The organism is Arcobacter defluvii, from assembly GCF_013201725.1.
GTDB lineage: Bacteria > Campylobacterota > Campylobacteria > Campylobacterales > Arcobacteraceae > Aliarcobacter > Aliarcobacter defluvii.
This window is the reverse complement of sequence record NZ_CP053835.1, coordinates 471,123-486,258: the sequence shown is the minus strand read 5'-3', so window position 1 is coordinate 486,258 and position 15,136 is coordinate 471,123. Positions and strand designations below refer to the sequence as shown.

Below are 15,136 nucleotides of genomic sequence, written 5' to 3'. Positions count from 1 at the left end.
AGATGGAAAGCAGAAGTATTTATAGACAATTTTATAATAAATTGATTATAGCTACTTCTCTTTTTATTATTACACTTTCTTTTATTTTTTATGAATATGCAAGAAGTACAGTTTATGTTGATATTCAAGAAAATATGCTTAATCAAGCAAAACAAATTCAAAAAAATTATATTTCACCTGATAAATTTCAACCTGTAAAAACACAATTTCAATCTATTGATTTAGTAAAAAATTCTGAATTAGAGAAACTTAGATTTTCAAATTATCAATTAGGTGGGAAATATTATATAAAACTTCTTTATCCATTTGATCTAAAAAATGGTCTATTTTTACAAATTATAAAAAATATTAGTTTAGAGAGAGAACTTTTATATTCTGTAATTTTTAAAAATCTTTTTATCTTGGCCATACCTGGATTTATTTTGATGCTTTTATACTCTTTAGTAGTTTCAAAATCTCTATTAAAACCAATAATGCAAATTAATAAAAAACTATCTAATATGGATGAACACTCTTTATCTCAAATTGATACAAAAGATTTACCAATAGAATTTCACTCATTAGCAAACTCTATAAACTCTTTAACAAATAGAATAGGAACTTATGTAAAATTCAAAAAAGAGTTATTTATTGGTGCAGCGCATGAGCTTAAAACTCCACTTGCAGTTATGAAATTAAAAAATGAAGTAACTTTAAAGAAAAAAAGGGAAGTTGAACAATATGAAGAAGTTTTAAATTTATCTATTAAACAAATAGATGAGATGAATAAAATGATTTCTTCAATTTTAGATATTGGACGAACAGAAGGAGCACAATTTGAGCAAACAACAGATATTGATTTAGTAGAATATATTAAGAAAAAAGCAAATGATTATAGAATGTTAAGTGCACAAAAAAATATTATTATTACATTTTTCTCTAATATAAATCACTTAAGTACATCTATACAATTGACTCTATTTAATCAAATATTACAAAATTTTGTACAAAATGCAATCAAATTTACTCCAAATGAAAAAACTATTGCAATTAGACTTCGTAAAACAAAAGAGAAAATTATTTTAACTGTAACTGACGAAGGTATTGGAATCGATGAAAATATAGATTTTTTTGCTCCATTTAAAAGAATTGGAAACCAAAGTGGCGTAGGACTTGGACTATTCTTAGCAAAAAATGCGGCCGATGCATTAAGAGCTGAAATAACATTAAAAAATAGAGAAGATGGGAAAAGTGGTTGTGTTGCTAAATTAGTACTTAACAACACATTACCTAAAAATAGTATCTAAAATAAATTTCTATGTTCTATCTTTGTACATTTATTTTGCACAACTTTTAATCCAGCTTCTTTAGCTTTTAAAGCTGCTTCATTATTTACAAGTCCAAGTTGAAACCAAACTGTATCAACATCACCTCTTTGTATTGCTTCATCAACGATTGAAGATATTGCATCAGGTTTTCTAAAAATATCAACCATATCTATTTTAAAAGGTATTTCACTTATTGTTCTATAAACTTTTTCACCTAAAATTGTTTCTTCTTTAGGATAAACAGGCACTATTTTAAATCCAGCATTCTGTAAATAAACTGCTACCATATTTGATGCTTTATCAGAATCAGGAGAAAGTCCTGCTATTGCAATAGTTTTTGTATTTTTAAAAATATCTAAAATTTCTTCATTTTTTGAATTTACTGTTGGGAATTCACACTCCATTTTATATCCTTTATAATAAATTGTTCTATTATAAGTAAAATATATAAAAGAATGCTAAAAAAGTGTAAACTAAAGTTTATCCAGTTTTTTTTGTATATAAGTTTTAACTTCTGAATAATCTATTGTTTCTTTAAAATCATCAAATTTTCCACCACTTGCATTTACATGACCACCACCATTTGCAAGTTTTGCTGCAAGTAATGCTACATCAATTTTTCCATCTGCTCTAAAAGAAGCATTTCCTTTTTTATTTATATCAATAAAAAAATCATAATCTGGATTTGCTTTTAGAAAAGCATTTGCTGGAATAGAAATAGATCCTAAACAATATGTTAATAATCCTTTTTGTTCTTTATAAACAACTGTTAAATTCTCTTTTACATCATCTAAAGTTTTTACTAAATATGCTGCACTTAAATTATCTAAGGTATCATCTTTATCAGTTAGTTTTAAAAACTTTTTTTTCATAAAATGAACTTCATTATCAAGTTTTATATGACCATCAAATTCATCTAAAAATTTTGAAGCTTCTTTTAAAAGATAAAATTTAAATTCTCTATTTAAATCTGAAAATAAAATATTATTTATTTCTTTAACTTTTGTAATCATTGACATCAAAACTTTGCCAAATTCAAAATTTTTAGTTTCATGTTCAAGCCAAATATCAACTGCATTTATTGAATCAACTAAAGGTTTTAGCCAAGCACTTGTCAAACAGTCAAAACCTTCATACTCTTCAAACATGTAATCATATACTATTTTTGTTGCACATCTTTTATCATCTAAATAATACCAATAAAAATTTTCTGCACTTTTTTTGCCACTTACATGATGATCTAAAAGTTGAAGTTTGATTTGATAACCTTCTGTTGTAAGTTTATTTATCTCTAAATCCAAATCTGTTGATTCTTGAAAAGTTAAATTCAAATCACTTATTAGAAGAAGAATATTTTCATCTTTATAATTCTTTATTTCTTCCAAAGCTTTTTTTATTGTTAATTTTACTTCTAATCCATAATTTGCATTATAAAAGAATCCTTCTTTAAAAAATTCTTTTGTTATTAATTGGCATCCATATCCATCTAAATCCGTATGTGAAATATGAAATAGTTTCATTAAGCAATATCTTTTAAGGTTAATTTACTTAAAAAATCATTTACTTTAAATTGCAAATTATTTAATAAAGGCCAAATTGTACAAGACATTGCTTTTTGATTTGGACAACTTTGTAAAGATGGAGCACATTCAAACACCGTTGGCATTTTTTCTTCTGCTGCTTCAACTATTTCAAGTATTGTTATACTTTCCCAAGATTTTTTCAGTGTAAAACCACCATTTACTCCCCGTTGAGAAACTACTAATTCATATTTTGCTAAATTTTGCATAATTTTTGCTAAAAATGATTTTGATATATTTAAATCTTTTGATAATACATCTACATTCTTTGGTTCATCACTTTTTGCAATTGCGATTAAAGAAAGTAGTGCATATTCACTTTTTTTTGTTAATAACATATTATAATTTTCCAATTTTTTTATAATTTATGTATATTTTACTTGAACTATTATTAAGATTCGTTATTATAATCAATTAATTGGTTTATTTAATCAAAAAAAAAGGGTTGTAGCAACGACTACAACCCTTTTTAAGAAATTAGAGATAATTTATTTAGCTCTGATTCCTAAAGAAGCTACTAATTCAGTAAATCTAGCATAATCATTTCTTTTTAAGTATGCTAATAATCTTTTTCTTTTTCCAACCATTTTTAAAAGACCTAATCTTGAAGAGTGATCTTTTTTGAAAACTTTTAAGTGTTCTGTTAAAATTTTAATTTGCTCTGTTAATAATGCAATTTGAACTTCTGAAGAACCTGTATCTCCATCTTTTTTTCCATATTTTGCAATAATAGCTGCTTTTACTTCCTGATCTAAAGCCATGTTGACCTCCTAATAGGTATATTTAAATTATTCATTTACAATAAAATGAGTCGCAATTTTATAAAAAAAATACTTTATTTTTACTTTATTCTTAAAAAAAAATTTATTTTATCCACCAGTTTGATAAAATGCTCTACTTGATGTCTCATTATCACCTGTTGTCGACCATTTATTTTTTTCAGGTTTGTTTTGTAAAACTTTTTTTAATATCTCAACTGCTTCATCAATTCTATTATTTTGAACAGCATCTTTTATACTCATTGCATCTTCAAAATACAAACATGGTATTAAATACCCCTCAGAAGTTAATCTAATTCTATTACATGCTGCACAAAAATCATCTTTATGAGGTTCAATTATTCCAAATTGATAACCATCTTCAAATTCGTAGTATTGAGCAGGAGAACTTGTATCTCTTGGTATCATCTTAAAATTTGGATATTTTTTTGAAATAATTGCTTTTAGTTCATCAGAATTTAATCCTTTTACTCCATCTTTTGCATGATGATTTTCCATAAATTCAATAAATCTAACTACATAACCTTTAGCTCTACAAAACTCTAAAACTTCAATAATATCTTTATCATTTATCCCTTTTAAAGGAACACAATTTATTTTTATTTTTAAACCTACTTCATCAGCAGCTTTAATTCCCTCTAAAACATTAGATAAGACATCTTTTTGTGCCATTTTAGCAACAGTTGATGAATCTAAAGAATCAAGAGAAATATTAATTCTTTTTAATCCAGCATCTTTTAATTTTTGTGCTGCTTTTGCTAATAAAAAACCATTTGTTGTTAAAGCTAAATCAATATCATTTTTATAATCAAAAACCATTTTTATAAAAATATCAAGACCTTCTCGTAAAAGTGGTTCACCACCTGTAATTCTAACTTTTTTTATTCCTTCATCAATTGAAACTTTTATAAATTTAAATAAATCTTCATAAGATAAAAGATTCTCTTTAGGAACCCAAGAAAAAGGTTTTTCTGGCATACAATATTGACATCTAAAATTACATCTTTCAGTTACAGAAACTCTTAGATAATCAACCGTTCTTCCAAATCCATCTATTAACATTTTTTACCTTTTATTAAACCTAGTTTAATCTTTGCCATGCTTCTTTTAAAGAAGCAACTCTATTTGAAAATAAAAGATATAAAGCAACATTAAATTTAGCAAGTTTTAAAATTTCATCATCCGGATTTTTTACAATATTTAAAGATTCTTCAAGAGTTATATTCTCAAACTCTTTAGAGTAATTAACTCCAAAATCTTTTAAAGAAAAACTCTCTTCAATTATTTGATTATTTTTTAGTTTCCAAAATTTTCCATCTTTAAATACTTCTGGACTTCCTTCACTTGCTTTAACAACAACAACTTCTTCAAAATATGGAGCAAAAATTTCTAAATATTTTTGTACATAAGGTTTATGAAAAGCTGTTGTTACTCCATATTCACTAAAAGCTGGATTCAAAAGTTTTTCAACTGTATTAAATGCTGTTCTTAAACCCAATTCGTGTCGTAAAGGAGTAATATCACTTAACTCTTTTAAGTATTCTACCCTATCAAAAAAATGTATGTATTGACCTTTGTCAATATTTTGAAAAATTTCTTTTGTTGTAATTCCCACTTTTGCTGGTTGTAAATAATCCCCTGAAATTACCAAATCTAATCTTTTCACATCACTATTTTTTTTATAAAACTCATCTAAAATATTTTCAAATAGAGGAAATAAAAAAGGATTTTCACATCTTCCGTCAAATGAATATCCAAGTTCTATTGAATTTTCAACTCTTTTAAATTTCATAAATTTTCTTAAAGCTTCTACTGCTCCACTTAGCTCTTCATTTGTTTCAAGTTTAGTTCTCCAACCAATTAGAAATGCTCCAATTTGAGCAGGAGTTACTCTATTTTCTAATATAGATTCTATTGCATCAAAAATTTCATCTTTTGATAAATTTCTATTTCCTTTTACACCTGTTCCAACAGCTTTTATGTATTTCTTAAAATTCATTATATACCTTATTATATAGCACTTTTATTAATATTTTTACAAGCATAATATACAATAGCTTAAATAAAACCAATTGTAAGGCTTGATTTGATTTTAATAGAAACAATAAAAAAAATAGACTTTTTTAATACTTTAAATGAAGAACAATTAAATATAATTGCATCTTTTTCTAATGTTTCAAAATATGAAAGTAAATCAATTTTGTTTTATGAAAGTGATATTAAAAATCATCTACTTTTTTTAGTTGATGGATTAATAAAAATATATAAAGTTGATAAATTTGGAAATGAGATATTTTTATATCATATTTATAAAAATTCAATGATTAGTGAATTATCCTCTATGAAATCAAATGATATTTACTGTTTTTCAAATGCTGAATTTGTTGAAAACTCAACTATTTTATCAGTAAATTTTGAGAAATTACAAGAATATTTTTTATCGAAAAATATTTTAACAACAGAATTAATGGAAATTTTACTTGATAAAACACATCAATTACAATGTATTGTAAATAGAGAATTAGTATTTGACGCAACAGCAAAAGTTGCATTTATGTTAAATCAAGATTTGGAAATGTTTAATAAATTAAAAAGACAAGAAGTTTCATTTATGTTACATATTCAACCTGAAACGTTGTCAAGAGTTTTAAAAAGATTATCAAGAGATGAGATAATAAGTATTGATAATGGTGAAGTTATAATAGAAAATCAAAATGAACTAATCTGTATCTTCAAAGGAGTTGGAGTATGAAAAACAATAAAATAAGTACGAAAATAAAATCTCTGGGCATTTTATTTTTTATTTTAATGGCAAGTATAATTGCTACAACAATTTATTTAAACGACAAAAGTAAAAAAGATGCTTTAATTATAAATATTGCTGGAAAACAAAGAATGTTAACTCAAAATATTTCAAAAAATATTTTTTATTTGTATCAACATAAAGAGAGTTCTTTTATAGAATTAGAAAATTCAACAACAGAATTTATCTATAATTTAAATTCTCTAAAAGATGGAAATAATCTTTTAGGTATAAAAAAAGCTCCAACAGAAGAGATAGCAAGTCAATTATCAAAAGTTGAGATTTTATGGAAAAGTTTTTTTCAAAACATAATCAAATTTAAAGATTTAATCAACAAAAAAGATGAATCTTCTGAAATTTTATTAAAAAATATTGTAAATTCAATTTATACAACAAACACTATTTTATTAAAAGAAGTGGATACTTTAGTTTCAATGTATACAAATTATAGTGAAGAAAAAAGCAATTATTTAAAATATGTTCAATATTTCTTTGCTTCACTTATTGTTTTATTAATTATTTATAGTTTTTTGCAGTTAAAAGCGATGGAAGATAATGTAAAAAAATTTTTAGAAGAGTCTAAAAAAATAGTTGAACAAAATCCTACTAAACCTTTAACTCCAATAAAAATTGAGGCAGAAAATGAAATTATTGAAGCAACTCAAACAATAAATCACTTTATTGATAAAATTAATTCTGTTATGAGTTATTCCACAAATGCAATTGAACAATCAAAAAATGCTTCCTTAAAACTTGATGAATTGACAGATGAGTTTGATAATATAATTTATGAATTAACTAATTCAGCTGATATTTCAAAACAGTTAAATAGAAGTGAAGATATTGTTATTCAATCGCAAGAATATCTGATAAATTCAACAAAAAGATTGCAAGAATTAAAAAATGAATTGGGTAAAATTCTAAAATCTTGTGATACTAAAATTTCATCTTAAAAGCTTTAATCTATTTTAGATATAATTCATTTAAATAATATATATAAGGAATATTAATTATTATGCCCAAAGTTTATCTAACAGGAGCGGGTCCTGGAGATGTTGAATTACTTACTTTAAAAGCGCTAAAAGTTATAGAAAATGCTGATGTATTAATTTATGATAGATTAGTTAACCCAGAAATTCTAAAAATGGTAAAAAAATCTTGCGATTTAATTTATGTTGGAAAAGAAGATAAAAAACATACTCTTCCTCAAGAAGAGATAAATGAACTTATTTATCAAGCTTCATTAAAATATGAAAATGTTGTAAGACTAAAAGGTGGAGATCCTTTTGTTTTTGGTAGGGGTGGAGAAGAAGCTCTTTATTTACAAGAAAGAGATATAAAATTTGAAATTATTCCTGGTATTAGTTCTGCTATTGCTGTTCCTGCATATGCTGGGATTCCTGTAACTCACAGAGGATTAACAACATCTTTTAGAGTTGTAACAGGTCATGAAAATCCTAAAAAGAAAATATCTCAAATTGAATGGGAAACTTTTTTAAATGATGAAACTATTGTGTTTTTAATGGGTTATCATAATATTGAATTAATCTCTTCAAAACTTATCTCTTTAGGAAAAAGAAAAGATTATCCCTGTGCAGTTATTTCAAAAGGTACAACAAAAGAACAAAAAGTCATAGTTGGAACATTAGAAAATATTGTAGAAAAATCTAAAAATTTACCAACTCCTGCAATGATTGTTATAGGAGAAGTTGTAAATTTAAAAGAAAAAATTCAATGGTTTAACTAAACAATTCCAAAATAATATTAATTTAATTTATATAATGTTTATTAAATAACGTTTTTAAGGCATTACTTATGAATCTTAGATAAAATATAATTAAATAGTAATTTTTGTTTTTGAACATAAGGAAATTTTATGAATGAGTCTCTTCAACCTGAAAATTTTTTAAAATTAATTTCAAAATATTTACCTGATATGTTGTGGGCAAAAGATTTAGATGGAAATTATTTATATGCAAATGATTGTATTTGTAAAAATTTGTTAATGGCCGATCCAAAAGAAGTTATTGGAAAAAATGATGTTTTTTTTGCAAAAAGAGAAAGAGAAAAACATCCTGAAAATAAACAATGGCATACATTTGGTGAACTTTGTTCTAATTCTGATTTAATAGTTTTAGATGAGATGAAGCCTATGATTTTTGAAGAATTTGGAAATATAAAAGGTGAACTTGTTTATTTAGAAGTTCATAAAGCTCCTCTTCATGATGAAACTGGAAAATTAATAGGTACAATTGGAAGTGGAAGAGATATTACAGCTCAAGTTATGTTAAAAAAGAAAAATAAAAAACTTGTATATTATGATCAATTAACTTCTTTACCAAATAGACAAAAAATTCTTTCTGATATTTTAGAAAAAACTCCAACTGCTTGTGCAATTTTTAATATAGATGAATTTAAAGAAGTAAATGATTTTTTTGGAACTACAAATGCTGACAAAATTCTTCAAGAAATTGCTGACTGGTTCTTAAAACTTGACTTTACAACGTATAGAATTGATGGAGATGAATTTGCAATTTTATATTATGAAGATATTCCTATTGATAAAATAAGACATAATATTGAAAATATTTTATCACTTTTTGAAGAAGAGATGTTTCATATAGAAGAAGAGCATATTCATATTCGATTTTCTGTTGGAATTGCAAAAGAAAAAGAAAATTTATTAACAAAAACAGATATCGCTGTTCATTATGCAAAAGAAAACAAAATAAAAATTGCAGTTTATGAAGAAAATGCAAATATTGAAAAGAAATATAAACAAAATATTGCAATTGCAACTTCAATTAGAGAAGCTTTGATTGATAATAGAATTGTTTGTTATTACCAACCTATTATGAATTTAGAAACTCTAAAAATTGATAAATATGAAACTCTTGTTAGAATGATTGATAAAAATAATGAAATTATTCCTCCTTTAGATTTTCTAAATATTGCAAAAAAAACAAAACTTTATTCTCATATTACAAAAGAAGTTATACATCAAGCGTGTAATACTTTTAAAAATAGTGATAAAAGTTTTTCTATAAATTTGTCAATTGATGATATAAAAGATTCAAGCACAGTTCAAGAGATAATAAAAACAATAATAAAAACAAAAACATCAAATCGCATAATTTTTGAAATTTTAGAATCAGAAGGTATCGAAAATTATGATGAAGTTGTTAATTTTATAACTCAAATAAAATCTATTGGTGCAAAAATTGCTATTGATGATTTTGGAACAGGGTATTCAAATTTTGAACATATCTTAAAACTAAATGTTGACTATATAAAAATTGATGGTTCATTAATAAAAAATATTGATAAAAATGAAAAACATCGAATTATTGTAGAAACAATTGTAGATTTTGCTAAAAAAGTAGAAGCAAAAACTGTTGCAGAATTTGTTTTTGATGAGAATATATTTAACATTGTAAAAAAAATTGGTGTTAATTTTTCACAAGGTTATTACACAGGAAAACCTTCAAGTTCTATCTAAATAGGATACTTTTTATCTTAATTAAAACTTAATCTACTTGACACAAGTCAATATTTTTTCTCCTTTTAATCGTTACAATTCAGTGTTAAAGAATTTATTTCATAAAAGGAGAAATTATGTCGCTTTCAAGAAGAGACTTCCTAAAAAGCTCAGCAGCAGCAAGTGCAGCAGCAGCAATTGGTATGACAGTACCTGCTGATTTACAAGCACAAGCAAATGCAGCTGAAGGTGGATGGAGATGGGATAAGGCAGCTTGCCGATTCTGTGGAACTGGTTGTGGGATTATGCTAGCTACTAAAGAGGGAAAAATCGTTGCAGTAAAAGGTGATCCAGCAGCACCAGTTAATAGAGGACTTAATTGTATCAAAGGTTACTTCAATGCAAAAATTATGTATGGAGCAGATAGATTAAAACAACCTTTATTAAGAGTTAATTCAAAAGGTGAATTTGACAAAAAAGGTGATTTTGCACCTGTTTCTTGGCAAAGAGCTTTTGATGAGATGGAAAAACACATAAGAGTTGCACTAAAAGAAAAAGGTCCAGAAGGGATTGGAATTTTTGCTTCAGGTCAATATACAATTATGGAAGGTTATGCTGCATTAAAAATGATGAAAGCAGGATTTAGATCAAATGCTTTTGACCCAAATGCAAGACATTGTATGGCATCAGCAGTAACTGGGTTTTATCAAACTTTTGGAATAGATGAACCTAGTGGCTGTTATGATGATATTGAACTAACTGATACTGTTGTAGCTTGGGGTTCAAATATGGCAGAGATGCACCCTATTTTATGGTCAAGGGTAACAGATAGAAAATTAAGTGCTCCGGATAAAGTAAAAGTTATAAATATTTCAACATATAGACATAGAACTTCTGATTTAGCTGATATTGAAATTATTTTTACTCCAAATACTGACTTAGCATTATGGAATTATATTGCAAGAGAAATCGTATATAATCACCCAGAATCAATTGATTGGGATTTCGTAAAAGAACATATCGTATTTGCAGCAAGTCCAGTTAATATTGGTTATGGTATGAGAAGAAGTGATGAAAAATCTATCAAAGATGGAAAATATACAGATTTAGAGATGCAAACTATTTCTAAAGAGATGGAAAAAATTGTTTCTGAAACTGAAGCTCCAGCACTTGCTCCATATGGATATAAAGCAGGAGATAAACTTGTAAACAAAAATACTGGTTTAGCACACTGGGAAATCTCTTTTGAAGATTATAAAAAATCTTTAGAGCCTTATACACTTGATTATGTGGCAAAAATTTCAAAAGGAAATCCTGATGAAGATATTGAAGAGTTTAAGAAAAAACTTCAAACTTTAGCTGATTTATATATTGAAAAAAATAGAAAAGTTGTATCTTTCTGGACAATGGGAATGAATCAACATACAAGAGGAACATGGGTAAATACACTTTCATATAATGTTCACTTCTTATTAAATAAACAAGCAAAACCAGGAAGTGGTGCATTCTCACTAACAGGTCAACCTAGTGCTTGTGGAACAGCAAGAGAAGTTGGAACATTTACTCATAGACTTCCAGCTGATATGATGGTTGCAAATCCAAAAGATAGAGCAGTTACTGAAAAAGCGTGGAATATTCCTGCTGGAACTTTAAATCCAAAAGGTGACCAACATATTATGAAAATCCACAGAGATATCGAAGATGGAAATATCAAATTTGCTTGGGTAAATGTTTGTAATCCATATCAAGATACAGCAAGTGCAACACACTGGGTAAAAGCAGCAAGGGAAATGGATAATTTCATCGTAACAAGTGATGGATATCCTGGAATTTCGGCAAAAGTATCTGACTTAATTTTACCATCTGCTATGATTTATGAAAAATGGGGTGGATATGGAAATGCTGAAAGAAGAACTCAACTTTGGAGACAACAAGTAGTTCCAGTTGGAGATGCAATGTCTGATACATGGCAATGGGTTGAACTTTCAAAAAGATTTACAGTAAAAGATTTATGGGGTGAACAATCACTTAATAGTACAAAAGGTGAAACTAAACTTCCAGATGTAATTGCAGCAGCTAAAGCTATGGGATATGATGAAAATACAACTATGTATGAAATCTTATTTGCAAATAAAAAAGCAAAATCTTATAAAATAGATCCAAAAGACCCTGTTCAAGCTGGTTATGATAACACTGATGGATCTGGAGATTCAAGAAATGTTATTGGTAGTGATGGAAAACCTTGGAAAGGATATGGATTCTTTATCCAAAAATATCTATTTGAAGAGTATGCTGATTTTGGTAGAGGCCATGGACACGATTTAGCTGACTTTGATACTTACCATAGAGTAAGAGGACTTAAATGGCCAGTTGTTGATGGTAAAGAGACTCAATGGAGATTTAATACTAAATATGACCCTTATGCTAAAAAAGCAAATCCTGATAGTGATTTTGCATTCTATGGAACAATTGCAAAAGAGTTAGCGCAAGGTGATTTACTTGGAGTTAAAGACCAAACTAAAAAATCATTAAAAAACAAAGCAAAAATCTTTGCACGTCCTTATATGGATCCACCTGAAATACCAAATGAAGAGTATCCAGTTTGGCTAAGTACAGGGAGAGTTTTAGAGCATTGGCATAGTGGAACTATGACTATGAGGGTTCCTGAACTATATCGTGCAGTTCCTGAAGCACTTTGTTATATGCACCCAGAAGATGCAAAAACTTATGGTGTAAAACAAGGTTCACTTTGTTGGGTTGAAAGTAGACGTGGAAAAGTAAAAGCAAGGGTTGAAACAAGAGGTAGAAATAGACCATCTCGAGGTTTAGTATTTGTTCCTTGGTTTGACGAAAAAGTATTTATCAACAAAGTTTGTTTAGATGCAACTTGTCCACAATCAGGGCAAACAGATTATAAAAAGTGTGCAGTAAAAATTTATCAAGCGTAATAAAAAGAGAAAAATAGATGGATACATCAAGAAACCAACCAATTAATGAAAGAAGAAAATTCTTTTTAAGTATTGCAAGAGCTGCGGGTCTTGCAGTGCTTGGGGGATTAACTTGGAGTGCTTATGTTAGTGAAGTAAAAGCTACATCGTTGATTTTAAGACCACCAGGGGCTCTTGATGAAAATGATTTTTTAGCAACTTGTATTAAATGTGGGATATGCGTTGAAGCCTGTCCATTTGATACATTAAAATTAGCAAAACCAGGTGATAATAAACCTCTTGGAACACCTTTTTTTGAGCCAAGAAAAGTTCCTTGTTATATGTGTACAGATATTCCATGTGTTCCTGTTTGTCCAACAGATGCACTAAATATCAAATCAGTACAAAATGAAAATGGGAAACTTGATATTTCAAAAGCAAAAATGGGTGTTGCAGTTATTGATGATAGTTCTTGTATAGCTTTTTGGGGGATTCAATGTGATGCTTGTTATAGAGCTTGCCCTCTTTTAGGAGAAGCAATTAGTATTGAATATTCAAAAAATGAAAGAACAGGAAAACACGCATTTTTAAAACCAGTTGTACATACAGATGTTTGTACAGGTTGTGGTTTATGCGAAAAAGCCTGTGTTACTCAAAAAGCAGCAATTTTTGTTCTGCCAAGAAATGTAGCTTTAGGAGTTGCAGGTGATCATTATGTTCAAGGTTGGAATAAAGAAGACGAAAAAAGAGTACAAAATGCTACAAGCAGTACAACAAAAACAAAACTTAGTAAAGATAGTGCAGTTGATTCCTTGAATAGCTCTAAAGATATGGAGGATTTATTAAAATGATAAAAAAATATAGATTCTTAATCGCAAGAAGAGTTACACAAATCGCTATTATGGTTTTGTATGTTATTGCAAATGTATATGGAATAAATATTTTGATGGGGAATTTAAGTTCATCATTGCTTTTAAATACTATTCCATTAAGTGATCCTTATGCTGTTTTACAAATGGCATTTGCAGGTGCAGTGTTATCATTTGATATTCTTTTGGGTGCTTTTTTTATAACAATGTTTTATATGATTGTTGGTGGTCGCGCATTTTGTTCTTGGATTTGTCCAGTTAATATGATTACAGATTTGGCAAATTATTTAAGACGAAAATTTGGATTTAACCAAATTCAAAAAAAACAACCAGCATCAAGAAACATAAGATATTGGGTAATTGCAATAAGTTTTGTTCTATCATTTATAATGGGAATTGCAGCATTTGAACTGATTTCTCCAGTTTCGATGGTTCATAGAGGAATTATTTTTGGTTTAGGTTTTGGTTGGGCAACTATGGTTGTAATTTTTCTTTTTGATTTGTTTGTTTTAAAAAATGGTTGGTGTGGACACATTTGCCCTCTTGGTGGATTTTATTCACTAATTGGAAGATTTAGTTTTATTAGAGTTCATCATAATGCACCTAATTGTACAGCATGTATGAAATGTAAAGAAGTTTGTCCTGAAAATCAAGTTTTACACATGGTTACAAAAACTTCTATGCCTGTATTAAGTGGTGAATGTACAAACTGCGGAAGATGTGTAGAAGTATGTGAAGATGATGCTCTTAATTTTTCAATAAAAAATTTAAAAAAGGAAAAAGAAAATGAAGTTAGATAGATTAGCTTTAGGAATAATAACTTCAACAGTACTTTTTACTGTTAGTACTTTTGCTGTAACAAATACAGTAAAAGAAGAATCTCTAGGTTTGAGAAATACTTCTATTTATTCAGAAGATAAAGTAACTGTGGATAAAACACAATATGGTAGTGATGCTCCAGGAACAAGTAAAAAAATAGAAAGAGCTTTTGAAAATGCTCCACCGATGATTCCACATGATGTAGAAGGAATGCTACCTATTACAATTGATAATAATCAATGTATTATGTGTCATGAACCAGCTGTTGCACAATCAATGGGTGCAGTACCATATCCAAAATCACATCTTACAAATTTTAGACCAGAAACAAAATTAGATAAAGATGGGAAAATTGAAAAAGATGGGAAAATAATTACAAATACAAGTGATATTAAAGTTGTTGAAAAACCTCTTGAAACGCTCGCAGGAGCTAGATTTAACTGTTCTCAATGTCATGCTCCACAATCAATGACAACAGAAGCACCAAAAAACAACTTCACACCTGAATTTAGAGGTGTTGGATTAAATAGTAAATCAAATTTAATTGATAATATTGAAGAAGGTGTAAAATAAA

General features: G+C 27.5%; 15 protein-coding genes. 9 read left to right on the top strand and 6 right to left on the bottom strand.

The genetic code is table 11. From position 1 onward, the window contains the following. Positions 1 to 2: 2 nt before the first annotated feature. Entirely contained in the window at positions 3 to 1,286 is a 1,284-nt protein-coding gene (locus ADFLV_RS02550; RefSeq protein WP_014473218.1) for a sensor histidine kinase, read from the top strand. On the opposite strand, the gene ADFLV_RS02545 is transcribed toward ADFLV_RS02550, so the two are convergent. The 6 genes from ADFLV_RS02545 to ADFLV_RS02520 form a co-directional block, all read right to left on the bottom strand. Continuing rightward, positions 1,283 to 1,711, bottom strand: coding sequence for a CoA-binding protein (locus ADFLV_RS02545; protein ID WP_014473217.1), 429 nt, complete (start codon positions 1,709 to 1,711; stop codon positions 1,283 to 1,285). The genes ADFLV_RS02550 and ADFLV_RS02545 overlap by 4 nt on opposite strands. Before the next feature lie 69 nt (positions 1,712 to 1,780). Next, positions 1,781 to 2,827 (bottom strand): DHH family phosphoesterase, encoded by a 1,047-nt coding sequence (locus ADFLV_RS02540; protein WP_014473216.1) that lies wholly within the window; start codon positions 2,825 to 2,827, stop codon positions 1,781 to 1,783. Continuing rightward, entirely contained in the window at positions 2,827 to 3,225 is a 399-nt protein-coding gene (locus ADFLV_RS02535; RefSeq protein WP_014473215.1) for an RrF2 family transcriptional regulator, read from the bottom strand. Before ADFLV_RS02535 ends, ADFLV_RS02540 begins: the two co-directional genes overlap by 1 nt. Before the next feature lie 150 nt (positions 3,226 to 3,375). After that, complete coding sequence (gene rpsO / locus ADFLV_RS02530; RefSeq protein ID WP_014473214.1) at positions 3,376 to 3,648, bottom strand: 30S ribosomal protein S15; 273 nt, start codon at positions 3,646 to 3,648, stop codon at positions 3,376 to 3,378. A gap of 108 nt (positions 3,649 to 3,756) precedes the next feature. Next, positions 3,757 to 4,728 (bottom strand): GTP 3',8-cyclase MoaA, encoded by a 972-nt coding sequence (gene moaA, locus ADFLV_RS02525; protein ID WP_014473213.1) that lies wholly within the window; start codon positions 4,726 to 4,728, stop codon positions 3,757 to 3,759. Between the two features lie 19 nt (positions 4,729 to 4,747). Next, positions 4,748 to 5,665, bottom strand: a complete 918-nt coding sequence (locus ADFLV_RS02520; RefSeq protein WP_014473212.1) for a glycosyl transferase — start codon at positions 5,663 to 5,665, stop codon at positions 4,748 to 4,750. Positions 5,666 to 5,752: 87 nt separating this feature from the next. Here ADFLV_RS02520 and ADFLV_RS02515 point away from each other — a divergent pair, with 87 nt between their 5' ends. From ADFLV_RS02515 to ADFLV_RS02480, 8 genes are all read left to right on the top strand, one after another. Next, a complete protein-coding gene (locus ADFLV_RS02515; protein ID WP_014473211.1) occupies positions 5,753 to 6,418 on the top strand; it encodes a Crp/Fnr family transcriptional regulator in 666 nt (221 codons plus the stop codon). After that, positions 6,415 to 7,422, top strand: coding sequence for a type IV pili methyl-accepting chemotaxis transducer N-terminal domain-containing protein (locus tag ADFLV_RS02510; protein WP_014473210.1), 1,008 nt, complete (start codon positions 6,415 to 6,417; stop codon positions 7,420 to 7,422). Before ADFLV_RS02515 ends, ADFLV_RS02510 begins: the two co-directional genes overlap by 4 nt. 62 nt (positions 7,423 to 7,484) lie before the next feature. Further along, positions 7,485 to 8,216, top strand: a complete 732-nt coding sequence (gene cobA / locus ADFLV_RS02505) for a uroporphyrinogen-III C-methyltransferase (protein ID WP_014473209.1) — start codon at positions 7,485 to 7,487, stop codon at positions 8,214 to 8,216. Positions 8,217 to 8,345: 129 nt separating this feature from the next. Further along, positions 8,346 to 9,968 (top strand): sensor domain-containing phosphodiesterase, encoded by a 1,623-nt coding sequence (locus ADFLV_RS02500; RefSeq protein WP_129010403.1) that lies wholly within the window; start codon positions 8,346 to 8,348, stop codon positions 9,966 to 9,968. Between the two features lie 116 nt (positions 9,969 to 10,084). Then, positions 10,085 to 12,895, top strand: a complete 2,811-nt coding sequence (gene napA, locus ADFLV_RS02495) for a nitrate reductase catalytic subunit NapA (protein ID WP_129010402.1) — start codon at positions 10,085 to 10,087, stop codon at positions 12,893 to 12,895. Between the two features lie 17 nt (positions 12,896 to 12,912). After that, entirely contained in the window at positions 12,913 to 13,725 is an 813-nt protein-coding gene (napG, locus tag ADFLV_RS02490; protein WP_129010401.1) for a ferredoxin-type protein NapG, read from the top strand. Continuing rightward, on the top strand, positions 13,722 to 14,543 hold the full coding sequence (gene napH / locus ADFLV_RS02485; protein WP_129010400.1) for a quinol dehydrogenase ferredoxin subunit NapH: 822 nt from the start codon (positions 13,722 to 13,724) through the stop codon (positions 14,541 to 14,543). The genes napG and napH overlap by 4 nt, the downstream gene beginning before the upstream one ends. Continuing rightward, the gene (locus ADFLV_RS02480) at positions 14,530 to 15,135 is read left to right on the top strand and encodes a nitrate reductase cytochrome c-type subunit (protein WP_014473204.1); all 606 of its coding nucleotides are present in this window, start codon (positions 14,530 to 14,532) and stop codon (positions 15,133 to 15,135) included. The genes napH and ADFLV_RS02480 overlap by 14 nt, the downstream gene beginning before the upstream one ends. Position 15,136: the final 1 nt, after the last annotated feature.